This window comes from Pseudomonas sp. TCU-HL1, from assembly GCF_001708505.1.
GTDB lineage: Bacteria > Pseudomonadota > Gammaproteobacteria > Pseudomonadales > Pseudomonadaceae > Metapseudomonas.
Genome location: NZ_CP015992.1, coordinates 2,530,768 through 2,553,079, shown reverse-complemented (window position 1 = coordinate 2,553,079; position 22,312 = coordinate 2,530,768). Strand labels below are relative to the sequence as shown.

The 22,312-nt window shown below is 63.5% G+C and carries 24 protein-coding genes; 11 read left to right on the top strand and 13 right to left on the bottom strand.

Annotated features, from left to right (window positions below; genetic code table 11):
* Window positions 1–64: 64 nt before the first annotated feature.
* The 5 genes from cysB to THL1_RS11810 all read right to left on the bottom strand — a co-directional run bounded on the left by cysB (window position 65) and on the right by THL1_RS11810 (window position 3,963).
* On the bottom strand, window positions 65–1,039 hold the full coding sequence (cysB, locus tag THL1_RS11830) for an HTH-type transcriptional regulator CysB (RefSeq protein ID WP_069083450.1): 975 nt from the start codon (window positions 1,037–1,039) through the stop codon (window positions 65–67).
* 119 nt (window positions 1,040–1,158) lie between these two features.
* Entirely contained in the window at window positions 1,159–1,659 is a 501-nt protein-coding gene (locus THL1_RS11825) for a universal stress protein (protein WP_069083449.1), read from the bottom strand.
* Window positions 1,660–1,703: 44 nt separating this feature from the next.
* On the bottom strand, window positions 1,704–2,609 hold the full coding sequence (locus THL1_RS11820; protein WP_069083448.1) for a 5'-nucleotidase: 906 nt from the start codon (window positions 2,607–2,609) through the stop codon (window positions 1,704–1,706).
* Window positions 2,610–2,622: 13 nt separating this feature from the next.
* The gene (locus THL1_RS11815) at window positions 2,623–3,576 is read right to left on the bottom strand and encodes a putative 2-dehydropantoate 2-reductase (RefSeq protein ID WP_069083447.1); all 954 of its coding nucleotides are present in this window, start codon (window positions 3,574–3,576) and stop codon (window positions 2,623–2,625) included.
* Window positions 3,577–3,963, bottom strand: a complete 387-nt coding sequence (locus tag THL1_RS11810; RefSeq protein ID WP_069083446.1) for a thioredoxin — start codon at window positions 3,961–3,963, stop codon at window positions 3,577–3,579.
* On the opposite strand from THL1_RS11810, the gene THL1_RS11805 reads away from it, so the two are divergent.
* Together THL1_RS11805 and THL1_RS11800 are read left to right on the top strand one after the other, a co-directional pair.
* Window positions 3,962–4,372, top strand: coding sequence for a PilZ domain-containing protein (locus THL1_RS11805; protein ID WP_069083445.1), 411 nt, complete (start codon window positions 3,962–3,964; stop codon window positions 4,370–4,372). The genes THL1_RS11810 and THL1_RS11805 overlap by 2 nt on opposite strands.
* 168 nt (window positions 4,373–4,540) lie before the next feature.
* Window positions 4,541–5,614, top strand: coding sequence for a 3-deoxy-7-phosphoheptulonate synthase (locus THL1_RS11800; RefSeq protein WP_069083444.1), 1,074 nt, complete (start codon window positions 4,541–4,543; stop codon window positions 5,612–5,614).
* 59 nt (window positions 5,615–5,673) lie between these two features.
* Here the strand turns inward: THL1_RS11800 and THL1_RS11795 are convergent, their stop codons facing one another.
* Window positions 5,674–5,958, bottom strand: a complete 285-nt coding sequence (locus tag THL1_RS11795; RefSeq protein WP_069083443.1) for a GNAT family N-acetyltransferase — start codon at window positions 5,956–5,958, stop codon at window positions 5,674–5,676.
* A 19-nt stretch (window positions 5,959–5,977) separates the two neighbouring features.
* Window positions 5,978–7,249 (bottom strand): hypothetical protein, encoded by a 1,272-nt coding sequence (locus THL1_RS11790; RefSeq protein WP_069083442.1) that lies wholly within the window; start codon window positions 7,247–7,249, stop codon window positions 5,978–5,980.
* A gap of 459 nt (window positions 7,250–7,708) precedes the next feature.
* Here THL1_RS11790 and oprI point away from each other — a divergent pair, with 459 nt between their 5' ends.
* Window positions 7,709–7,960, top strand: a complete 252-nt coding sequence (oprI, locus tag THL1_RS11785; protein ID WP_003448337.1) for an outer membrane lipoprotei OprI — start codon at window positions 7,709–7,711, stop codon at window positions 7,958–7,960.
* A gap of 196 nt (window positions 7,961–8,156) precedes the next feature.
* Here the strand turns inward: oprI and THL1_RS11780 are convergent, their stop codons facing one another.
* From THL1_RS11780 to THL1_RS11770, 3 genes are all read right to left on the bottom strand, one after another.
* Window positions 8,157–9,119 (bottom strand): L,D-transpeptidase family protein, encoded by a 963-nt coding sequence (locus THL1_RS11780; protein WP_069083441.1) that lies wholly within the window; start codon window positions 9,117–9,119, stop codon window positions 8,157–8,159.
* Window positions 9,120–9,192: 73 nt separating this feature from the next.
* Window positions 9,193–9,474, bottom strand: coding sequence for a hypothetical protein (locus tag THL1_RS11775; protein ID WP_069083440.1), 282 nt, complete (start codon window positions 9,472–9,474; stop codon window positions 9,193–9,195).
* 56 nt (window positions 9,475–9,530) lie between these two features.
* The gene (locus THL1_RS11770; RefSeq protein ID WP_069083439.1) at window positions 9,531–10,136 is read right to left on the bottom strand and encodes an arylesterase; all 606 of its coding nucleotides are present in this window, start codon (window positions 10,134–10,136) and stop codon (window positions 9,531–9,533) included.
* A 10-nt stretch (window positions 10,137–10,146) separates the two neighbouring features.
* Here THL1_RS11770 and THL1_RS11765 point away from each other — a divergent pair, with 10 nt between their 5' ends.
* The 3 genes from THL1_RS11765 to greB are packed head-to-tail and all read left to right on the top strand — an operon-like array spanning window position 10,147 to window position 13,866.
* A complete protein-coding gene (locus THL1_RS11765; protein WP_069083438.1) occupies window positions 10,147–10,830 on the top strand; it encodes an ABC transporter ATP-binding protein in 684 nt (227 codons plus the stop codon).
* The gene (locus THL1_RS11760) at window positions 10,830–13,334 is read left to right on the top strand and encodes an ABC transporter permease (RefSeq protein ID WP_069083437.1); all 2,505 of its coding nucleotides are present in this window, start codon (window positions 10,830–10,832) and stop codon (window positions 13,332–13,334) included. The genes THL1_RS11765 and THL1_RS11760 overlap by 1 nt, the downstream gene beginning before the upstream one ends.
* Before the next feature lie 34 nt (window positions 13,335–13,368).
* A complete protein-coding gene (gene greB, locus THL1_RS11755) occupies window positions 13,369–13,866 on the top strand; it encodes a transcription elongation factor GreB (protein WP_069083436.1) in 498 nt (165 codons plus the stop codon).
* Between the two features lie 64 nt (window positions 13,867–13,930).
* Here the strand turns inward: greB and THL1_RS11750 are convergent, their stop codons facing one another.
* Entirely contained in the window at window positions 13,931–14,245 is a 315-nt protein-coding gene (locus tag THL1_RS11750) for a hypothetical protein (RefSeq protein WP_069083435.1), read from the bottom strand.
* Window positions 14,246–14,444: 199 nt separating this feature from the next.
* On the opposite strand from THL1_RS11750, the gene thpR reads away from it, so the two are divergent.
* From thpR to THL1_RS11735, 3 genes are all read left to right on the top strand, one after another.
* On the top strand, window positions 14,445–14,975 hold the full coding sequence (thpR, locus tag THL1_RS11745) for an RNA 2',3'-cyclic phosphodiesterase (protein ID WP_069083434.1): 531 nt from the start codon (window positions 14,445–14,447) through the stop codon (window positions 14,973–14,975).
* Between the two features lie 211 nt (window positions 14,976–15,186).
* Complete coding sequence (locus tag THL1_RS11740; RefSeq protein ID WP_069083433.1) at window positions 15,187–16,131, top strand: triacylglycerol lipase; 945 nt, start codon at window positions 15,187–15,189, stop codon at window positions 16,129–16,131.
* A gap of 56 nt (window positions 16,132–16,187) precedes the next feature.
* Window positions 16,188–17,228, top strand: coding sequence for a lipase secretion chaperone (locus THL1_RS11735; protein ID WP_069083432.1), 1,041 nt, complete (start codon window positions 16,188–16,190; stop codon window positions 17,226–17,228).
* Between the two features lie 426 nt (window positions 17,229–17,654).
* On the opposite strand, the gene THL1_RS11730 is transcribed toward THL1_RS11735, so the two are convergent.
* Together THL1_RS11730 and THL1_RS11725 are read right to left on the bottom strand one after the other, a co-directional pair.
* Entirely contained in the window at window positions 17,655–18,089 is a 435-nt protein-coding gene (locus THL1_RS11730; protein WP_069083431.1) for a DoxX family protein, read from the bottom strand.
* Window positions 18,090–18,190: 101 nt separating this feature from the next.
* Window positions 18,191–19,612 carry a transglycosylase SLT domain-containing protein gene (locus tag THL1_RS11725; RefSeq protein WP_069083430.1) on the bottom strand — a complete coding sequence of 474 codons (1,422 nt, stop codon included), beginning with the start codon at window positions 19,610–19,612 and terminating at the stop codon, window positions 18,191–18,193.
* 237 nt (window positions 19,613–19,849) lie between these two features.
* On the opposite strand from THL1_RS11725, the gene THL1_RS11720 reads away from it, so the two are divergent.
* Together THL1_RS11720 and THL1_RS11715 are read left to right on the top strand one after the other, a co-directional pair.
* Window positions 19,850–20,656 carry a TatD family hydrolase gene (locus THL1_RS11720; protein ID WP_069083429.1) on the top strand — a complete coding sequence of 269 codons (807 nt, stop codon included), beginning with the start codon at window positions 19,850–19,852 and terminating at the stop codon, window positions 20,654–20,656.
* A 103-nt stretch (window positions 20,657–20,759) separates the two neighbouring features.
* On the top strand, window positions 20,760–22,241 hold the full coding sequence (locus THL1_RS11715; RefSeq protein ID WP_069083428.1) for a methyl-accepting chemotaxis protein: 1,482 nt from the start codon (window positions 20,760–20,762) through the stop codon (window positions 22,239–22,241).
* Window positions 22,242–22,312: the final 71 nt, after the last annotated feature.

Sequence of the window (22,312 nt, the reverse complement as noted above, 5' to 3'; positions counted from 1 at the left end):
ACAGTGCACCCTACCCAGACAGAAAACCCGGCCATCGCCGGGTTTCTTCTTGTCGGGGAACGCATCAGTAAGTCGGCAGCTCCACGCCGTGGAACAGCTCATCCAGCTCTGCCTTGTTATGGCACTGGATGGCCCTGGCCTGCATATCACGGGTCAGGTGCGGAGCGAACTTCTCGATGAAGTCGCACATGAAACCGCGCAGGAAGGTGCCACGACGGAAGCCGATCTTGGTCACACTGGACTCGAACAGCTCGCTGGCATCGAGCACCACCAGGTCGCTGTCGAGCTTGGTGTCTACCGCCATCTTGGCCACGATGCCCACGCCGAGCCCCAGGCGCACATAAGTCTTGATCACGTCAGCGTCGGCGGCGGTGAACACCACCTTGGGCGTCAGGCCACGATGACTGAAGGCCTCGTCGAGCTTGGAACGACCGGTGAAGCCGAATACGTAGGTCACGATGGGATGTTCAGCCAGGGCTTCGAGGGTCAGCTTCGGCAGCTTGGCCAGCGGGTGTCCCTGGGGAACGATGACGCAGCGGTTCCAGCGGTAGCACGGCATCATCACCAGATCACCGAAGAGCTCCAAAGCTTCGGTAGCGATGGCGAAATCGACAGTACCGTCGGCGGCCATTTCGGCGATCTGCATCGGCGTGCCCTGGTGCATGTGCAGGGCGACGTCGGGGTATTGCTTGATGAAGCCACCGATCACCGGCGGCAATGCGTAGCGCGCCTGGGTGTGGGTGGTGGCGATGGACAGGGTGCCCTTCTTCTCGTTGGAGAACTCCTGGGCGATCTGCTTGATGCTTTCAACCTTGCGCAGGATCTCGCCGGCCGTGGTGATGATGCGCTCGCCAGCAGGGGTCACGCGGGTGAGGTGTTTGCCGCTACGAGCGAAAACCTCGACCCCCAGCTCGTCTTCCAGCAAGCGAATCTGCTTGCTGATGCCCGGCTGCGAGGTATACAGGCTTTGTGCAGTGGCGGACACGTTCAGGTCGTGGTGCGCCACTTCCCAGATGTAGCGCAGTTGCTGGAGCTTCATAGGCAATCCTCAAAGCGGTTACGCCGCAGGATGTCGGCGGCGTTTATAACCATATTAATGGTTTGCTGAATAAAACTAGACGTTTTTTTCCGCTTTGCACAACGTGCGACCAGCGGTGATCAGAAGTCACTGCGCCCACGATGTTGCAGCATGGGGACGAGGTACACCGGAACTTCGGACAGCTGCACCAGGCGCGCCGCGGTGCGGCCGAGTGGCGTGTCCAGCGAGGTGCCATGGCTGTGGCTCCCCACCACAAGCAGGTCCACCGAAAGCTTCTGCACTTCTTCCAGGATGACCAGCGGCGGATCGCCCTGGATCACGCGCACGGCGCGGATCATGTCCAGGTCCTGGACGGCCTCGCCCATCTCATCGCGGAAACCTTCCAGCACCCGCTGCTCGATACTCGACATGACGGTCCCCAGGCCCTTGGCCCGGAGCTCCTTCAAGGTGTCATCATCCAGGTAGGTCTGCAGCACGGACTCGGCGAACAACCCAAGGGGTTCGACCGCGTGCACCACATAGAGTTGGGCGTTGTACGCCCGGGCGAGGGACAGGGCGTGTTGCAGGACATAGGGGGCGTAGAGACCGAGGTCCGTGGCATAGAGAATGGAGCGGATCATGAGGCCTCCTACCGCCGTTCATGGCTGGCCTCACCAGAGCTTAGTCAGAACTGTGGCTCGTTGCTCACACCATGGGGAACATGCCCGGTGGCCACCACATCGCGGGCTTTCTCGCAGTGTCCGGCCTGGTCGTCGAAGAAGACGTCCGCGCCGAAAGTCTCGAGGATGGCGGCCTTTTCCAGCCCCCCCAGGAAGAAGGACTCGTCCAGACGGATGTCCCAGTCGCGCAGCGTGCGGATAACTCGCTCGTGTGCCGGTGCCGAGCGCGCCGTGACCAGTGCCGTGCGTATCGGGCAGGCATCCGCCGGGAACTCCTGCTGCAGCCGGTTGAGGGCTGAGAGGAAGGGTTTGAAGGGGCCACCATCCAGCGGCTCGCGGGCCGAGTTGCGCTCATGGGCCTGGAAGGCTTCGAGACCGCCGGCCTGGTAGATGCGCTCGGAATGATCGGAGAACAACACCGCATCGCCGTCGAAGGCGATGCGCAGTTCGTTGCTGCCCTCGCGTCGCGGGCCGCCGGACAGAATGGTGGCGGCAGCGTAGCCACTTTGCAGGGCGCGGCGCACGTCTTCGGCATGGGTGGACAGGAACAGGTGACAACCAAAGGCGCCCAGGTAAGGTTCCGGGCTACGCCCGCCAACGAAAGCTGCGCGCGAGATCCCCAAACCATAGTGCTGGATGGAATTGAAGGCGCGCAGGCCGGTGTCGGCGCTGTTGCGCGAGACCAGGATGACTTCCACCCGCTGCTGGCCCAGCAACTCATTCAGGCCCAGCAGCTTCTCTACCAGCGGATAGGCGTCGCCGGGGGCCAGCACCTCATCCTCATGGTCGATCTGATACTGGCGATAGGCCTCGATGCCTTCCGCCTCGTACACCCGATGGCTTTCGCCGAGGTCGAACAGCGCCCGCGACGAAATCGCCAGTACCAGCTTGTCACCCAGTCCTTTGCCCATGGAAGTCCACCCCTCAACCCTGGTTGCGTGCGTCGATGAAGCGTAGCGCCTGGTAGAGCGCTCGGATGCGCGGCATCTCGAATCCCGCGGCGGCGGCTGCAGCCAGCGGTGCTTCATAGATGGCGCCGAGTTCCAGCGGGCGCTTCTGCACGAAATCGTGGTACATGCTCGGCAGGTAATCGGGCATGCGGTCAGTGGAAGCCAACAGCTTGGCGGCGAAGTTATCCGGGATGCGATGGCCGATCGCGGTGGCGCCGTCCACCACTTCCTGCATGATTGCCTGAATCAGCTCGCGGCTGTCAGCGTTGCCCATGAGCGCGGTGGTGCCGGCATTCAGCAATACGGAAAGGCCGTTGTAGGGCACGTTCCAGACCAACTTCTGCCAGCGCGCCTGATCCAGGTTGGCCACGGCGGCCGAATCGATGCCGGCAGCCTTGAACAGCGCCGAGCCCTCCTCCGTCAGCGCCTGGCGCGCCGCGTCATCGCGAGCCGGACCGGAGTGATAGCCGAGATTCACCGCGCCCAGGGACTGGTGCTCGATCACCCCCGGCGCCGAACGGTGCACGCAGATGTAGCAGAGGCCGCCGAGCAGGTGCAGGGACTCGGGCAACAGCGGACGCAACGCGTCTTCCACCGCCAGGCCGTTCTGCAACAGCACCACCCTGGCGCCTGGCGCGGCAACCTGGGCGATGACCGGCGCCAGTGCGGCATTGCTGGTGGTCTTGGCGCCTACCAGCAGCCAATCGCAGGCCGGCATGTCCGCCACATCCCGGTACGCCTGGGCCGGAAACAGCGCCTGGGCGCCGTGGGCCACGCTGTTCAACTGCAGGCCGCGTGCCGCCACGGCGTCGTACTCGCTACGCAGCAGGAAATGCACGTCGAAACCGGCACGGGCCAGCATCACGCCATAAAAACCGCCGATTGCGCCGGTGCCGATGATACCGATGCGCGGTTTGCTTGAACTCATTCAGGGAAGCTCCTCTGCCGGCCGGGCCAGTGCCTGGCCCAGGGCATTGATCAGATCATCGCGCCGCAAGCTGGCGTGCAGCGCGCCATGGAAATTGCCATTTCGAACCACGAACAACGCCGGCAGGTGGAATACCTCATAGCGCTGGACCAACCCACCATTATTGCCGGCGTCTATCCAGCACAATCGATCCACTGGCAGCGCCGCACCTGGCAGGTGCAGGCGCGCCCAGCGGCAGCTGGCACAACCCGCGCCGGTGAAGATGACCAGAGAGGTACCCGGCAGGTCGAGCAAGCAGCGATCGGCGTCGAGGTCGGTCAGTTCGAACCCAGGCACTATAGTGTCTTGTGCGATGCCGGACTCGAGGCATCGGGAGTTCGCGATCATGCGTCAATTCCTGCGTCACCCCACGGAAATGCCCGTGGAGTTGGTTCCGCGCAAAGGCCAGTACATGCCCTTGCAGCGGCTGCACGATATCAGCCTGGGTGGGGTGGCATGCAACTCCGCGCGTGCCTTTCGGCGGGGCACCACCCTTGAGCTGCGCATCCCGTGCCTCAGCGACCAGGCGCGCTTCTCCGGCACGGTAGCCTGGTGCCACAAGTACGTGGAGGACTACATGATCGGCATCGCATTCACCGATGAAGAGAACATGTTCCGCGCGCGGATGGTGGAGCAGATCTGCCTGATCGAGCAGTACCGCAAGCAGCGCGAAGAGACCGAAGGCCACCCACTGGCTCCCGAGGCGGTGGCGCAGGAATGGATCGCCCTGCACGCGGCAGACTTCGCCCCCGTCTGAAATCGTGCAATTTCCACGTTCGGCACATGCATTCGCCATTGTCGAGGTCGCGTGGAAAGCGTTAAGGTTCCGGTCCCCGCCGCTTTTTTACTGCTGAGCTCTCCGCCATACGGGGATCGCTGGCGGCCGGCACCCGTGACCTGACGACCCTGACCGATGAAAAGCACGATGGCTGATTTACAGATCGACGACCTTAACGTTGCCTCCAACGAGACCCTGATCACGCCGGAGCAGTTGAAGCGCGAAATTCCCCTGACCGACGAAGCCCTGCGTACCGTCGCCAACGGTCGCGAGGTGGTCCGCAATATCCTCGATGGCAAGGACCATCGCCTGTTCGTGGTAGTGGGCCCCTGCTCCATCCACGACATCAAGGCTGCTCACGAATACGCAGACCGTCTGAAGGGTCTGGCTGCCGAACTGTCCGATACCCTCTTCCTGGTGATGCGCGTTTACTTCGAGAAGCCGCGTACCACCGTAGGCTGGAAAGGCCTGATCAACGACCCCTACCTGGACGACTCCTTCAAGATCCAGGACGGCCTGCACATTGGCCGCCAGCTGCTGCGCGACCTGGCCGAAAAAGGCCTGCCGACCGCCACCGAAGCATTGGACCCGATCTCCCCGCAGTACCTGCAGGACCTGATCAGTTGGTCGGCCATCGGCGCCCGCACCACCGAATCCCAGACCCACCGCGAAATGGCCTCTGGCCTGTCCTCGGCTGTCGGCTTCAAGAACGGCACCGACGGCAGCCTGACCGTGGCGATCAACGCCCTGCAATCGGTATCCAGCCCGCACCGCTTCCTCGGTATCAACCAGGAAGGCGGCGTCTCCATCGTCACCACCAAGGGCAACGCCTATGGCCACGTGGTACTGCGCGGTGGCAACGGCAAGCCGAACTATGACTCGGTGAGCGTTGCGATTTGTGAGCAGGAACTGACCAAGGCCGGCATCCGCCCGAACATCATGGTCGACTGCAGCCATGCCAACTCCAACAAGGACCCGGCCCTGCAACCCCTGGTCATGGACAACGTCGCCAACCAGATCCTGGAAGGCAACAACTCCATTGTCGGCCTGATGGTGGAAAGCCACCTGGGCTGGGGTAGCCAGTCGATTCCGAAAGAACTCGACCAGCTGAAGTACGGTGTGTCCATCACCGACGCCTGCATCGACTGGGACACCACCGAGAAGACCCTGCGCAGTATGCACGCCAAGCTCAAGGACGTGCTGCCCAAGCGCCAGCGCTGATCGGCAGGTAGAAACGAAAACGCCGGGCGATTGCCCGGCGTTCTTGTTTGTGCAGCCATTCAGCCGTTGTGCTGGGAGTGGCGCTGGCGACGCTCGATGTAACGTTCGACGTAGGAGCAGGATGGGATCACGGTGTAGCCGTGGTCTTCGGCGTATTCCAGCGCGGATTCAGTCAACGCCGCGGCGATGCCGCGACCGCGCAGGACGTTTGGCACGAAGGTGCGATAGATGTCCAATGTCTGTTTTCCCAGGTCCATATAGGCCAGGTATGCACGATGACCGTCCACGGTGGTCTCGAACTGATGACCAGCCTGGTCATGGTGGATGGACAATGCCTCGCTCATCACTACTCCTCTGAGGGCTCTAAAACCTAACCCGTACCTTATCGATCTTTTCCAGCCGAAGGAACATTTCAGCCGTCCCCGATCCAAACTGGACGCTGAGATAAGCCTTCCCGTTCTCCACCTTGTGCAAGACACCCTGGTAATAGGCGCCATCGAAGGTGATGAACTGCAGTCGCTTGCCGGCATAATCCGACAGTTCGGCAACATTGACGAACTCGTACTGCTGCACGGCACGTTCGATGTCGTCTTTCTCCGTGGCAGCGGTGATCTTCTCCAGCGCCGCCGGCTCTTTACGAGTAGCCGGGTCGACCCAGGCGAATTCGACCGGCTGGACCAGCTCCTGGTTCACCAGAACCGTCGGCCGCAGCATCGCGACCACATCCTTGGCCTCGAAGAACTGCAGGCCGTCCCACGCCATGCCTTCGCTCGGCGTCAGTTCCACCCGCAGCGACTGCGGATCCTTCAGGTAATGGCCGTAGGCATCCAGCATCGGCTGCCCCAGGGCGATACGCTGGCTGCGCAGCACGGTGTCGAACTGCTGCACTGCCGTCTTCAGGTAGACCTCCGCAGACTGGCTGAGCTTGCCGGCGCAGAACTGCTGGACCTTGCGCTGATACTGGTTGTCGTTGAGCTCGAAGATCACGCTGGACAGATGCGGAGGATTGACCCGCAGGTCTCCTGGCTTCTCCGACATGTTAGACAACGACATGCTCAGGCGCACTTCGCCCATGTCACGGGTGTCAGAGGTGAGGTTCAGGCTGAGCTTCTGCGCGCCGGGCTGGAACAGATAAGAGAACTCGGCATCGGTTTCCAGTGTCCGGTAGCCCATTTCCAGCATCTCGTCGGTGCCTATGTTGCGCACCGTGCCACACGCGACTTCGCTCATGGCCGTGACGACGCTGCGCTCGGCCGGCGTGTTGTAAAGCTGCTGCATGAACGGGCCATGCACTTCCAGGGCGATGCCCTTCAGACTGACAGCCATCTGCTCAGGGAACTTGCCCTCGGCCAGACGCTCCTTGAAGCTGAGGAGTTCGCGCAGACTCTTGAACTTCAGCTCTGCCTGCTTCACCTGCAGGCTATCCCCCACTGCAGGAACACGAAGTTGAACGTTCTCGAGGCCAACCCGGCCATCGAAGGAGGAAGTAATGCCGCCATAGGTAATATCCATCACCGGCGACAACTTGCTGATCGCGTCATCCATGATCGACCTGACCGACCACCAGAGTGACAACTTGATGATCAGCCCCACGACCAGAACCGAGAGCAATCCCCACTTGAGAATCTTCGACATAGTGACGTCCTTGAAGTCTGCGCTTCGCTATGGATATCGGAAGCCGGGCAAGCTTATCAGCGGCTCACGGGCACTACCACGGCCGCTCTTTGTATAGATGAAGATATTTCTCGGTTCTCTGCAGAAAGTTCCATTTTCAAAGCCAAGTCTCGACATGAACAACATCCATGTCCGAGGTCGCAGTGACGCCTGTCCGAATAGGGGGGGGGAAGAGGCCTTCCGCAGTGCCGGCTTGGGCCTACACTTGCAATTTCGACTGATCAAGGAACAATCAGACTGGCTGTTTTTTGACCAGCGACCTCGCTAGTTGCTCGTGAACTAGCCGGCAAGCTGAAAAAAATGTGCTTGCCTTGCACAAGGTCAGTTTACTTACTACAAGTTATGGGTAGTATGTACGCCGGCTAATTTCCCAAGCTCGGGGAATTGCTTTATGGAAATGTCCACCTTAAGGGGAACACGATGAACAACGTTCTGAAATTCTCTGCTCTGGCTCTGGCCGCAGTTCTGGCCACCGGTTGCAGCAGCGTATCCAAAGAAACTGAAGCTCGTCTGACTGCGACTGAAGACGCAGCTGCTCGCGCTCAAGCCCGTGCTGACGAAGCCTACCGCAAGGCTGACGAAGCTCTGGCCGCCGCTCAGAAAGCCCAGCAGACCGCTGACGAGGCTAACGAGCGCGCCCTGCGCATGCTGGAAAAAGCCAGCCGCAAGTAATAGCCTTCCGGGCTATGGAAAAGCCGATCCAGTTCGCTGGGTCGGCTTTTTTAATGCCTGCATTTTCTCATCCCGCCCACTTGTGAGTTGAATAGCCACGCTGATCCGGACTTGAGTTACAGAGCATGCCGAATCGCGGGCAAAAGAAAGCCCGCTGGCATATCGCTCAGCGGGCTCTTGTTACGCGAAGGCTCGCTTAGAGTTCAGTATTGGGCATGCTGGCCGCCACCGCCGAGTTGGGCTCGGCGATCTCCACCGGCAGGCCATCTTCGGCTGCAACCACTTCACGCACCACATCCCAATTCAGGCGGAGGGTGTTGACCAGATCCTCGCGCTTGAGAAGCGCATTGATCACAGCCGTGTGCTTGTCCACTACCGACGGATCACCATTGTCATCCAGCGGCGCATGGGCTTCCAGGTAAATCTTGCCGCCGCTGACACCGAACTTGTAGGGCTCGTTCAGGATACGAACCTTGGTGCCCACCGGCGCCATGGCGGCCAACGCCAGCACGTTGTTGTTGAGCATGCGGAAGCAGCCGTGGCTTACGCGCATACCGATACCGAACTTCTTGTTCGAACCGTGGATCAGGTAACCCGGAACGCCCAGGTTGAACTTGAACGGACCAAGCGGGTTATCCGGGCCCGGCGGCACTACGGTCGGCAGCGGATCGCCGTCGGCAGCGTGCTCTTCACGGATCGATTTGGGCGGATACCAGGCCGGATTGGACGTCTTGGCCGTAATGGTGGTGGCGGCGACGGGCGAGCCCCAGCCTTCACGACCAATACCCAGCGGATAGGTGTGCACCACGTTCTGCCCTTTCGGGAAGTAGTACAAGCGGTACTCGGCGAGGTTGATCACGATCCCTTCACGCGGGCCCGGCGGCAAGATGTAGCGGGTCGGCAGGATGATCTCGGTGCCCGCGCCCGGGAGCCAGGGATCGACGCCGGGGTTGGCGGCAACCATTTCCAGGTAGCCCAAGTCATTGGCAACGCCGATATCGGCGAAGGTGTCTTCGTACTTGGCCTTGATCACCTGAACCTGGCCAACGATGTCTTCACCGGGCGGAGGCAGGGGCAACTCGAGGGCTGTGACGGGGCCAGCCACCAGCAGGGACGCTAATGACAGGGAGCGGGCGACGGCTGGAAAGCGCGACAACATCCGGGAATCCTTGGCAAATTGACTGATTAATAGACTCGGAATTCTACACCGGCACGCGCCGCGCCGGGAGCCCTCAGGCGTCCGACCAGACCGCGTGCTGCCCCTGCCGCTGGACCTCGAGCGTGGAGCGGCAGTTGGTGCACAGACGGCGATCACGCAACAGGCCCTGTTCTAGACTACTCCAGCGCGGCTGCGCTGGCAGCAGGCCCCCGCACAGGGTCCGATCAGCGAAGCCACCCAGTTCGAGCTGACGCGCCACCAGATGCAGACGCACTTCGCGGCAAGCGAACAGGTCAAGTTGCTCGTCGGGCTCTATCACTTTGTAGCCAAACAGGGACCAGACGGTGCGCGGCATGGAGGACTCCAGGGAGGGTGCGCAACATTATCCGAAAGCGAGCCTTGGGAAAAGCGTCAGAGCAGGGGTTCCAGGGTCGGCCAGAGGTTCTCCAGCAGCCGTGACTGGGCTTGAGCCGCCGGGTGGATGCCATCGGGTTGCATCATTTCCGGCACGCCCCCTACCCCGTCAAGGAAGAACGGCACCAACGGCACCTGCTTCTCCGTCGCGAGGGCGCTGTAGACGTTGGCGAATGCCGTGGTGTAGCGCACGCCGTAGTTGGGCGGCAAGCGCATGCCCAGCAACAGCACGGAAGCACCCTGCTGCCTGGCGTTGTCGATCATGCCGGCAAGATTCTGTTGCAATTGCACAGGCGGCTGGCCCCGCAGCCCATCATTGCCTCCCAGCTCGATAATCACCAGTTCCGGCTTGTGCTCGGCAAGCAGTGCAGGAAGGCGCGAAAGCCCGCCAGCGCTGGTGTCGCCGCTAATGGAAGCATTCACCACTTGCTGCGGGTAGCCCTTCTCGGAAAGACGTTTTCCCAGCAAAGAGACCCACCCCTGGCTGGATTCCAGCCCGAAAGCGGCGCTGATACTATCACCGACGACCAGCACGGTCCCCGCCATGGCCTCCTGCGCCAACAGCAACAGGGACAGGCAGCCGCCCAACAACCAGGCACGCATTGGATTCTCCATGAGCGCAAGCATTCTCGATGCGCGGAACCTTAGCAAAGTGGTTCCCAGCGCGGAAGGCGAGCTGATCATCCTTCATGACCTCTCCCTCAACCTCGGCAAAGGCGACAGCCTGGCCATCGTCGGCAGTTCCGGTTCCGGCAAATCCACCCTCCTCGGCCTGCTTGCCGGCCTTGACCTGCCCAGCGCCGGCGAAGTGCGGCTAGCCGGGCGGGAACTCTCCAGCCTCGACGAGGACCAGCGCGCACGGATACGTGCCGAGCATGTCGGATTCGTGTTCCAGTCGTTCCAGTTGCTGGACAACCTCAACGCCCTGGAAAACGTCATGCTGCCCCTGGAGCTGGAAGGTCACAGAGATGCACGCTCGCGGGCGCGCCAGTTACTCGAGCGAGTCGGCCTTGGCCAGCGCCTCAGCCACTATCCGCGGCAACTCTCCGGTGGCGAACAACAACGCGTCGCCATCGCTCGCGCCTTCGCCGCCGAGCCCGACGTGCTCTTCGCAGACGAACCCACCGGCAACCTCGACAGCCATACGGGCGAGCGCATCAGCGACCTGCTTTTCCAGCTCAATCAGGAACGCGGCACGACCCTGGTGCTGGTCACGCACGACGAGCGCCTGGCCCACCGTTGCCGTCGCCTGATCCGCCTGGAAGCTGGCCGTCTAGTCGAACAGGTGGAACCCTGATGCGGCGCCTGCCCTTCGTCCGTCTGCTGAACATGGCGGCACGGCAACTGTGGCGCGACGCCCACAGCGGCGAGTTGCGCGTGCTGTTTTTCTCTCTGTTGGTGGCCGTTGCAGCCAGCAGCGCCATCGGCTACTTCAGCGCCCGCCTCAATGGCGCCATGCTGCTGCGCGCCACCGAATTCCTCGGTGCCGACCTACTGCTCAGCGGCTCGTCGCCGGCCACCGCCGATCAGGTAGACAGCGGCCTGCAACTGGGGCTGAAACATGCCCGCGCAGTGGAGTTCTCCAGCGTGATCGCCGCCGACAGCGGCATCCAGCTGGCCAGCGTCAAGGCAGTCGATACGGCTTACCCCCTGCGAGGCGAGCTCAAGAGCGCTGCGCAACCCTATGGAGATGAGGCCGCTGGAAGCAGCCCGAAAGCGGGCGAAGCCTGGGCCGAGGCGCGCCTGTTCGCCACCCTGAATCTAAAGCCCGGCGACAGCATCGACGTCGGACAGAAGACGCTGCGCCTGTCCCGCGTACTGACCTACGAACCCGACCGCGCGGGCGATTTCTACAGCCTCACCCCGCGGGTGCTCATCAGCCTGGACGACCTGGACGCCACTGGCGTGGTCCAGCCCGGCAGCCGCGTTCGCTACCGCGAACTCTGGAGCGGCCCGAATGAAGCCCTGACCCGCTATCGAGCGGCGATCGAACCTGGCCTCGAAGCCAACCAGCGACTGGAAGACGCCCGCCAGGGCAATCGCCAGATCGGCGGGGCCCTGGGCCGCGCCGAACGTTACCTGAACCTGGCCAGTCTGGCAGCGGTGCTGCTGGCCGGTGTCGCGGTGGCGCTGTCCGCTGCCCGCTTTGCCGCGCGCCGTTACGACGCAAGCGCCCTGCTGCGCTGCCTCGGCCTTTCCCGCCGCGAGGCGCTGCTGTTGTTCGGCCTGCAGCTGGCACTGCTGGGCCTGTTCGCCAGCCTACTTGGCGCCCTGCTTGGCTGGCTGGCGCAAACCGTGCTGTTCACATTGCTGGGTGGACTCTTGCCCGCAGTCATTCCCGCCGGCGGCGTAGTGCCAGCGCTTGCAGGCATAGCCACCGGGCTACTCGCGCTCGCTGGTTTTGCCCTCCCCCCGCTGGCCGCCCTGGGCCGAGTGCCGCCACTGCGCGTACTGCGCCGCGACCTGCTGCCGCTCCCCGCCAGTGCGTGGCTTATATATGGTGCCGCGCTGATCGCGCTGGGCCTGATCATGTGGCGCCTCAGCCTCGACTTGAAGCTGACCCTTGCCCTGCTTGGCGGCGGCCTGATCGCCGCCCTGCTCCTCGGCGGCGTACTGTTGGCCGGGCTCAAGGGATTGCGCCGCGCCCTCGCCAGCGCCGCCCTGCCCTGGCGCCTGGGCCTGGGCCAACTGCTCCGTTACCCCCTTGCGGCTGCCGGGCAATCCCTGGCGTTCGGCCTGATCCTGCTGGCCATGGCCCTGATCGCCCTGTTGCGGGGCGAGTTGCTGGACACCTGGCAGAACCAACTCCCGGACAATGCCCCCAACCACTTCGCCCTCAACGTACTGCCCGCCGAAAAGGATGCCTTCGCGAGCCGGCTAGCCAGCCTTTCGCCGCACCCCACGCCGCTCTACCCAGTGGTGCCCGGTCGCCTGACCTCCATCAATGGCCAGGCCGTGCGCCAGTTGGTGAGCAAGGACTCCCAGGGTGAACGTGCCGTGCAACGGGACCTCAGCCTGACCTGGGCCGCCCAGCTGCCCAGCGACAACCGCCTGGTGGCGGGCCACTGGTGGAGCGACCTTCCCAAGGCCGCGTTGCCAGGCGTCTCGGTCGAGGCCAAGCTCGCCGAAAACCTTGGTCTGAAACTGGGCGACCGTCTCAGCTTCAGCGTCGGCGGCCTGCAGCGCGATGCCCAGGTGACCAGCCTGCGCGAAGTGGACTGGGACAGCTTCCAGCCGAACTTCTACATGATCTTCGCCCCGGGCAGCCTCGCCGACCTGCCCGTCACCTACCTCACCAGCTTCTACCTGCCACCCCGGCATGACCGCGAGCTCGTGGAGCTGTCCCGAGCGTTCCCGGCCGTCACCCTGTTGCAAGTGGAAGCCATCCTCGCGCAGCTGCGGAGCATCCTCGCCCAGGTCACCCTGGCAGTGGAGTTCGTCCTGTTGTTCGTGCTCGCAGCCGGGCTGGCCGTGCTGTTCGCCGGCTTGCAGTCCACCCTGGACGAGCGCATTCGCCAGGGCGCCCTGCTACGCGCCCTGGGCGCCGAACGCCGGCTACTGGTCAGCTCGCGACGGGCAGAGTTCGCCCTGCTCGGGGCCTGCGCGGGGCTGCTCGCGGCCCTCGGCTGTGAACTGGTCAGCGCCCTGCTCTATCGGTTTGCCTTCGACCTCGGCTGGCAACCTCATCCGTGGCTGCTGACCTTGCCGCTGCTGGGCGCCCTGCTGATCGGCGCCGCCGGGGTAATCGGCACGCGCCGCGCGCTCAATGCAAGCCCACTGACGGTCCTGCGCGAAGCTTGATAGGCTTCGCCTTCCTAATCTCCGCAGGACCGTCATGAGTCGCTATCGCCCACCCCGCACCGTCGGAACGCCACTGATCACACCGGAAGGTGAAGCCCGCCTGCGCGCAGAACTCCACGAACTGTGGCATGTACGCCGGCCCAAGGTTACCCAGGCCGTGAGCGAGGCGGCGGCCCAGGGGGATCGTTCGGAAAACGCGGAATACACCTACGGCAAGAAAATGCTGCGGGAGATCGATAGCCGCGTGCGCTTCCTCACCAAGCGGCTGGAGAATCTCAAGGTAGTGCGCGAGCGGCCAGCCGATCCCGGCAAGGTCTATTTCGGCGCGTGGGTAACGCTGGAAGACGACGACGGCGAACAGGCCCGCTATCGGATCGTCGGGCCGGATGAGTTCGACCTGAAGCTGAACCTGATCAGCATCGACTCACCCCTGGCCCGCGCCCTGGTTGGCAAGGCACTGGACGCTGAAGTGCGGGTCAATACCCCCACCGGAGAGAAGACCTGGTACGTGGTCGAAATCGACTATCCCTGAAGTGCCCGCATGCTCCGCAGGAAGGGCATCGCGGCATGCCACCCGTCCGGCATCACCGGCCTCATCATTCCTGGCGCCGGGTAATCAGCCCCTGACGGGCCACCCGCACCAATTGACTGACCACGTCCGAGAGCTCACTGGTCGAGGGCGACTGGATCACGGCCATATCGAAGCTGTCGCTGGCGAAGCGTGCCAACGACTCGCCTTCCCGGGCGAACTGAATCAGGAAATTGCGCGGCCGGCCCCAACGCTTGGGCCAGCCTTCGAGATAACGCAGGAGTGTCGGCTGATGAGAGCCGCCGAGCAGTATTCGCGGATTGCGCTGAACCAGCCCGGTGGTGATTGGGGCTAGCCGAAGCAGCGGTTGGGGACAGGTCATGGTGTCATGTCTCCGCCTCATTGGGGTCCCGCTGGGCGGCGGTGAGAGGCGACACCGAACCAGCGTTTTAGCGGTATTTCGAAGCCTCTGAAGACTTCCGCGCCCCGCAAGTAGCTGACTAAATCGGCGCATGGGGCGACATCCTAGAGAAGCCCGCGCAATACTGTCAAGGCGACCACCACGCCCTGCGAGACTCCCCATGAGCACTCCGCCGCTGCGCTTGTTCTTCGCCATTCCCTGCTGCCCGCAAGTGGCCTGCGACATCTCCAACTGGCGTGCCCGGCACGCCATCGACGGCAAGCCCGTAGCAGCGGAAAACCTCCATCTCACCCTGGCCTTCCTCGGCTCGCAACCTCGTGGCGAGCTGGCGGCCCTGGAAGCGCTGGCTGCCAACCTGGAGCCCGCCGCTTTCACCCTGCACCTCGATCGCCTGGCTCGCTGGAAGAATGGCCTGCTGTACCTGGCACCCAGCAAGACACCAGCGGCCCTGACCGAGCTGGAACTCGGCTTGCGCGAACAGTTGCTGGCGACCGGATTCAGCCTGGAGAGCCGCCCATTCAAGCCGCACCTGACCCTTGCCCGCCATTGCCCAAGGCTACCCTCCGCGCCGCCCCCAACCTTCGATTGGCCCGCCACCGAATTCACCCTCTTTGCCTCAGAAAACACCGCAAAAGGCACTCGCTACCGCGCCCTGGCCCACTGGCCGTTGCGGCCTCCGACCCCAGCCTGACGTTTCGCCGCGTAACAGGAAACCGGCGGCGATCTTCGGGTGAACGGATGTAAACATCCGCAAAAAGCCCAATCCAGAGCCCTCGACCGCAAGGCGTCGCGAATGGCATGTTTCCTGCCCTCCGCCCTGCCTGAAGTGCACACCCAGGAAGGGTGTGGCCACGCCAGGGAATGCAGCCAGGCCCTCCCACGCACAACAGTCGAGAGCGCACATGAAGAAGAACAAGACTCTGATCGCCCTTTGCCTTGCCTCCGGGCTGGCCGCCTCCGAACAGGCCCAAGCCCTCGGGTTCGGCTCCAGCGGATACACCCAAACGCGCTACCCCATCGTCCTCACTCATGGCATGCTCGGATTCGACAGCATCCTCGGCGTCGATTACTGGTACGGCATTCCCTCCGCCCTTCGCCGCGATGGCGCCCGCGTCTATGTCACCGAAGTCAGCCAGCTGAATACCACCGAAGCCCGCGGCGAAGAGCTGCTGGAACAGGTGGAAGAAATTGTGGCCATCAGCGGCAGCCCCAAGGTCAACCTGATCGGCCACAGCCACGGTGGTCCGACCATCCGCTACGTGGCCGCCGTGCGCCCGGACCTGGTCGCCTCCGCCACCAGCGTGGGAGCCCCGCACAAAGGCTCGGCCACAGCTGACTTCATCCGCCAGGTACCGCCAGGCTCCGCTGGCGAGGTGCTGCTGGCCGGCATCGTCAATGGCCTCGGCGCGCTAATCAACTTCCTTTCCGGCAGCGACAGCAACCTCCAGCAGAACGCCCTGGGCGCCCTCGAATCGCTCAACAGCCAGGGAGCGGCAGCCTTCAATGCCCGCTTCCCGCAGGGCGTGCCCACCACCCCCTGCGGTGAAGGCGCCTACCAGGTCAACGGTGTGCGCTACTACTCCTGGAGCGGCACCAGCCCGTTGACCAACGTACTGGACGTCAGTGACGCCCTGCTCGGCGCCAGCGCCCTGACCTTCAATGGCGAGGCCAACGACGGCCTGGTGGGACGCTGCAGCTCGCACCTGGGCAAAGTCATCCGCGATAACTACCGGATGAACCACCTGGACGAAGTCAACCAGACCCTGGGCCTGACCAGCCTGTTCGAAACCGATCCGGTCACCGTCTATCGTCAACAGGCCAACCGCCTGAAGAACGACGGGCTCTGAGCCCTGACGGCGGGACCCACAAAGCCCCGCCCCCTCCCAAGCCAGCCGAGCGCCCCGTGAAAAAATTCCTCCTGCTGTTGCCCATCGCCTTTGCCGGCGCTCTGGCCATCCTGCTGCAATGGGGTGGCAAGCCCGCTCCTGCCGCATCCAGCATCGCACCGCCGCTGCCCCAGCCGGTCAACCCGACGGCCCAACTTGCGACACTTCCGGCGGGCCCACCCGACGCGAGCAGGCCGGCCAGCGGCCTGTTGCGCCCGAAAGCCCAGCCCGGTTCCCTGGCGGGAACGGAGGTGGACGGCCGCTTCCATCTCGATGCCGCGGGCAACCTCATCATCAGCGAAGACATTCGCCGGATCTTCGACTACTTCCTCAGTACCCAGGGCGAAGAGCCGCTGGCCAGCAGCGTCCAGCGCTTGCGGGACTTTATCTCCGAGCAATTGAACGCACCCGCCGAAGGCCAGGCGCTGGCCCTGCTGGAGCAATACCTCGACTACAAGCGGCAGCTGGTTCAATTAGAACGGGGCCTCCCGCTGCTTGCTGACCTCACCGCACTGCGCCAGCGCGAGGTGGCCGTGCAAGCGCTGAGGGCCCGAGTCTTCAGTGCGGAAGCCCATCAGGCGTTCTTCGCCAATGAAGAGTCGTACAACGCCTTCACGCTGCAGCGTCTGGCCATCCAGCGGGACTCCAGCCTCGCACCAGCAGCCAAGGCGGCCACCATCGACCAGTTGCGCAGCAACCTGCCGGAAGCACTGCAAACCATGGTCGCCAGCCAGCTCCAGGCCGAACTCAAGGTCCAGGTCAGCGCACTGCAAGCCGCCGGTGGCAGTCCCGAACAGGTTCGCCAGCTTCGACAGCAGTTGGTGGGGGCCGAAGCGACGACGCGGCTGGAATCGCTGGATCAGCAGCGCCTGCAATGGCAGCAGCGGTTGCAGGCCTACCTGAAGGAAAAGGCCCACATCGAGGCCAGCGATGGCCTGAGCGATAGCGACAAGGCAGCCGCCATCAATCGCCTTGAGGAAGAAGGCTTCAATCCGCAGGAACGATTGCGGCTTCAGGCAGCCGTTGAGCTGGCCGCCGCGCGAAAGAAACAGCCCTGAAGCCGAACTCCCGTGCTCGCTCCGCCGTAGGGCAATGAAATGGACTCCTCCCTCCTCTGGCGCACTGACGCCGCAGGAGGGAGGAGTCCATATATGGACCACGCTTCATCGATCCACCATGCGTACTCCCGGGCACCGTCTGGTGGACAGAAAAGTGCTGTCCACCTACGGATACCGCACGCCCCACTGTGGGGTGCGCCATGCGCACCGGTTCGGCGTCAGAAGAGGGACAGTCGGCGGCCCAAATGCCTCTGGTGCGCGCGGCGCACCCTACCGGCAACGCCCATCCTCCTTGCGCGCCTTCCACATCTCTCGAGGTCGTAACAGGCAGAGCCGATGACTCATGACCACGTCCTACAAACCTGGATTCCCAAGTTCAAATGACAAAGGCCCGCCGAAGCGGGCCTCTGCATCAATCGGCCGGGATCAGTTGGCGATGTTGCGGTCGACGGACAGCTTGCCGGCGCCTTCGATCAGCAAGATGGCGCTGATCAGGCCAAGGATCATCGCGTACTCGTAACCACCGTTGGTGATGAAGAAGCCGCTGGCCCAGTGCACGCTGAATATCGCCACCACCATGGCCACGATCAGGGCGGCGGCTGCTGGGCGTACCAGCAGGCCGACCACCAGGGCCAGGCCACCGAAGAACTCGGCGCTACCGGCCATCAGGGCCATGAGGTAACCAGGCGTCAGACCGATGCTCTCCATCCACTGGCCGGTGCCCGCCAGTCCATAACCGCCAAATATGCCAAACAGCTTTTGCGAACCGTGAGCCATGAAGGTCAGGCCAGTGACGATTCGCAGCAGGGTGATTCCGTAGCCGGCGTTAGTAGCGAGGATGGATTTAATCGGGTTGCTCATCGAGGTGTTCCTTGTGATGTGGGAGTCGATGAGCAATAGCTTAGTGGAATTTTTTGATATTAAAATCGGAAAATCCTCAACACCACAATCGAATTAATCGATTATTTATGTGCTTTACCGAGCCTTTTCGTTGGCTCCAATAGATAACGCTCGCGATCGAACGCCAAGTAGTACTTGTTCACGCTGTTCACGTAACTCACCACGCCCATACCGGCATGCTCAGCGGCAACGCGCTCGACCTGGAAGAACCACTGGTTGGGGTTCAAGCCACGGCGCCGGGCTTCGGCGCGCATCGCCTGGACCCGTTGCGGGCCCAGGTTGTAGGCCGCGAGCACGAAGGCCATGCGCTCGCGCTCGTTGAGCTGGGCACTGGAAAAGAAGCTGCGGCGCAACATGGCCAGGTACTTGGCGGACGCCTGCACATTGTTCTCGAGCGCCTGGATGTTCCCCACACCAACGCTTCGCGCCGCGCCGGGCGTGATCTGCATCAGCCCCGTAGCGCCGCTGGCGCCCCTGGCGGCCGGGTTCAGGCTCGACTCCTTGTAGGCCAGCGCAGCGAGGCTGAGCCAGTCGAAACGATGCTGCTCGGCATAGCGCTGCAGGACCGGGCGCACCCGCTCCAGCCGCTGACGCTCAGCACGTGCCAAGGGGTTATGGACCTTGTAAAGGCGGCGGTAGACGCGCTGGAAGGCGGCATCCTGGTCGGATGGCGCACGGTAACCCGCGAGGAAACGGTCGACGCTGGCCCGCAACATCGGTGCATCACGGCGCACGAACCAGGTCATGTCGCCCTGGCGATCCAGCACCAGGTGCTTGTCCAGGCGCAGCTTGGGCATCACCTTCGCCCAACGCTCGGCAATCGGTTGCTCCACGGCAGTCAGCGGGAAGATGCCGGCCTGCACCATTTCCAGCACATCTTCGACGGCCAGGCTCGGATCAACCCACTCGATGACGATGGGCGCCAGTTTGCGGGTCGTGAGTTTCTCGTTCACCTGCCGCAGCGCCTCACCGGCCGCGCTGCCCGTCGGCAACGCGATGCTGCGACCGGAAAGCTGCTCCAGACGCTGGTAGCGGCGCTGCCCCTGGCGACTGACCAGCACCAGCGGCACATCCTTGCGCAGTGGCGCACTGGCGCTGACGGCCGCACCGACACCCTGGTTGATCAGTTCGCCGGGCGCCACCAGGTCGCCCTCGCCGCGCTGCAGTGCCGCCAGCAACTGGTCCTTGGCCCTGGGAATGATCTTCAGCCTGATTTCACGCCCGTCTCGGGCGTTGCGATTGAGGTATTGCTCGAAGGCGCGAATGCGGTGGTATTCGACCCCGACCGACTCGCCCTTGACCTCGCCCGAGCTGTTGCGGCTCTGGTTCACCAGCACCTTGAGCACACCGCCGCGGCGGATCTGCGCCAGGTCGCGGGCTTCGGCCGGCTGCTGCCAGACTTCCGGCGGCCCTGCCAGACGAGCACTGGCCGGATACGGCAGCAGCGCCAGCAGGCAGAGCAGGAACAGCAGCGGTCGCGTCATCGATTCTCCAGGGGCCGGGCGTGGCGTCAGCGCGCGCCTCTGCATGTAGAGCCGCTGCGCCGCGAATCATTGGCTGGCGCGCGAGGGGGGGGGCGGAGCGTGTCACAGCTCCGCGCCCGACGCCAGTCAAAGCGTGGTATCGACTTCAACATGTGCCGACAAGTTCCTGTAAATATTGATTTTTTTGAATTATTTCGAGCTTTGTTATGCTGCTCCGCTCCAACCCGAGGTAGCACCATGCAACTCATCGACATCGGCGTCAATCTGACCCACCCCAGCCTTGCCAATGACGCTCGCGCGCTGCTGGAACGCGCCCAGGCCGCTGGCGTATGCCAAATGGTGCTGACCGGAACCAGCCTGGAAGACAGCGAGAAAGCGCTGCTCGCCGCCGAACAGCTGGACGAAGACGGCCTGCGCCTGTTCAGCACCGCCGGTGTCCACCCCCATGAGGCGAGCCACTGGAACAGCGACAGCCAGCGCCAATTGCGCGATCTGCTGGGCGAGGCACGGGTACGCGCGGTAGGTGAATGTGGCCTGGACTTCAACCGTGACTTCTCGCCTCGCCCGCAACAGGAAAAGGCGCTGGAAGAGCAACTGGCACTGGCGGCGGAGCTGGGCAAGCCGGTGTTCCTCCACGAGCGCGATGCCGACGAACGCCTGCTGGCCATCGTGCGGGAGTTCCGCGACCAACTGCCGGCCGCCGTGGTGCATTGCTTCACCGGCGAAAAGCGTGCGCTCTACGGCTACCTGGACCTCGACCTGCACATCGGCATCACTGGCTGGATCTGCGATGAACGCCGCGGCACCCACCTGCACCCCCTGGTGCGCGACATTCCCCGTGGCCGCCTGATGCTGGAAAGCGACGCCCCCTACCTGCTGCCCCGCAGCCTGCGCCCCAAACCCAAGCACGGGCGCAATGAGCCGGCCTTTCTCACCGAAGTGCTGCGGGAAGTGGCCCAGCATCGCGGCGAAAGTCAGGAAGACCTGGCCCGACACAGCACCGACTGCGCCCGAGCCTTTTTCGGGCTTCCGGCCATCGACTGATCAGGCAATGCAGCACGCCCTTGATGCGGATCAAATCCCGTAGGAATTTTCTGTCGGAAGATGCTGGCACCTTGCCAATATCGATCGAGCGCATAAGAAAAACATGGGTACCTGGATTCGCGATATCTCGCTGAAATACAAGTTCTGGGCCGTCAATGCGGTGGCCTTCCTCACCACCCTGCTACTGGTCCTGCATGCGCTCTTCCTGGAGCAGCAGGGCCGCTCCGATGATGCTCGCAGCGCGGCAGCCGCCCAGGCGCAGTTGCTCCTCTCCTGGCCCACCGGCCAGGCCCTGCCCTCCTCGCCCCGGATCATCGCCTTCAATAACGGCAGCGCACCGGACCTGACGGGTGGCCAGGCGCTGACGAACGCGAACGGGTGGGTGGAGTTGCCCCATGACGGCCTGTTCGGGCGCGACCCGCTGATCGGCGCGCAGGTGATCGAACGTAACGACGGACAGCGCGTTGCGGTGCTGGCCAGCAGCCCGAGCCTGGTGCAGCTATTCGGTACTCGCCTGGTCGAATACGCCGCATCCGTGTTCCTGTTGATGGTCGCCCTGCTGGCGGCTTCGCAATTACTCATCTGCTTCCTGCTCAGCCACCTCAATACCCTCAAGGACGTCATGCTCCACGTCGAGCGCAGCGGTGACCTGTCCGCGCGCGTTCCGCTGGACAGCCGTGATGAAGTGGGCCAGATGGCCAGCGCCTTCAACGCGATGCAGGCGGGCTACGAGCGCGTGGTCAGCACCGTGGCCCAGGCCGTCGCCCGTCTGGACGAAGGCGCCGCACGACTTGCGGGCAGCATGGGCGAAGTGCGCCAGGGCATGCTCGGCCAGCAAAGCGAAACCGACCAGGCCGCCACCGCCATCAATGAAATGTCCGCCACCGTCCACCACATCGCCCAGCACGCCGCGGACACCCGCGACCAGTCGCAGAATGCCGACCAACTGGCTGGCGCCGGTCAACGGGTGGTCGAGCGCGTCGAACACTCCATCGCCGGGCTCTCTTCCGGCGTGCAACAGACCGCCGAGATGATCCAGCGCCTGGCCCAGGACAGCCAGAAGATCAGCGGCGTGGTGAATGTCATCCATGGCATTGCCGAACAGACCAACCTGCTGGCGCTGAACGCGGCCATCGAAGCCGCGCGGGCCGGCGAGATGGGCCGAGGCTTCGCGGTGGTGGCCGACGAAGTGCGCAACTTGGCCAAACGGGTGCAGGACTCCACCGACGAAATCACCAGCATGATCAATGCCCTCCAGGCCGGTACGCGGGATGCCGTGGATTTCATGCGGGACAGTTCAATCAAGGCGGATGATTGCGTGCAGGCCGCCCACGAGGCCGGCGAGGCCCTGGTCGCCATCACCGGCGCCGTGGCACAGATGCGCGAAAGCAACACCCAGATCGCCGTGGCGGCCGAACAGCAGAGCCAGGTGGCCGAGGAGATGACCCGCGCCGTGGTGGGAATCCGCGACGTCACCGAACTGACCGTCAGCCAGACTGTGGAATCGGCCGCGACCAGCAACGCGCTGGCGGGGCTGGCCAGCGAGCTGTCGCAGGCCATACGCCAGCTAAAACTGCGCGCCTGACTGGCGCGCCCGAACCTATCCGCTCCATAGCGAGATGCGATTCGCCGGCTCGCCAGGGCCGGACTATGCTG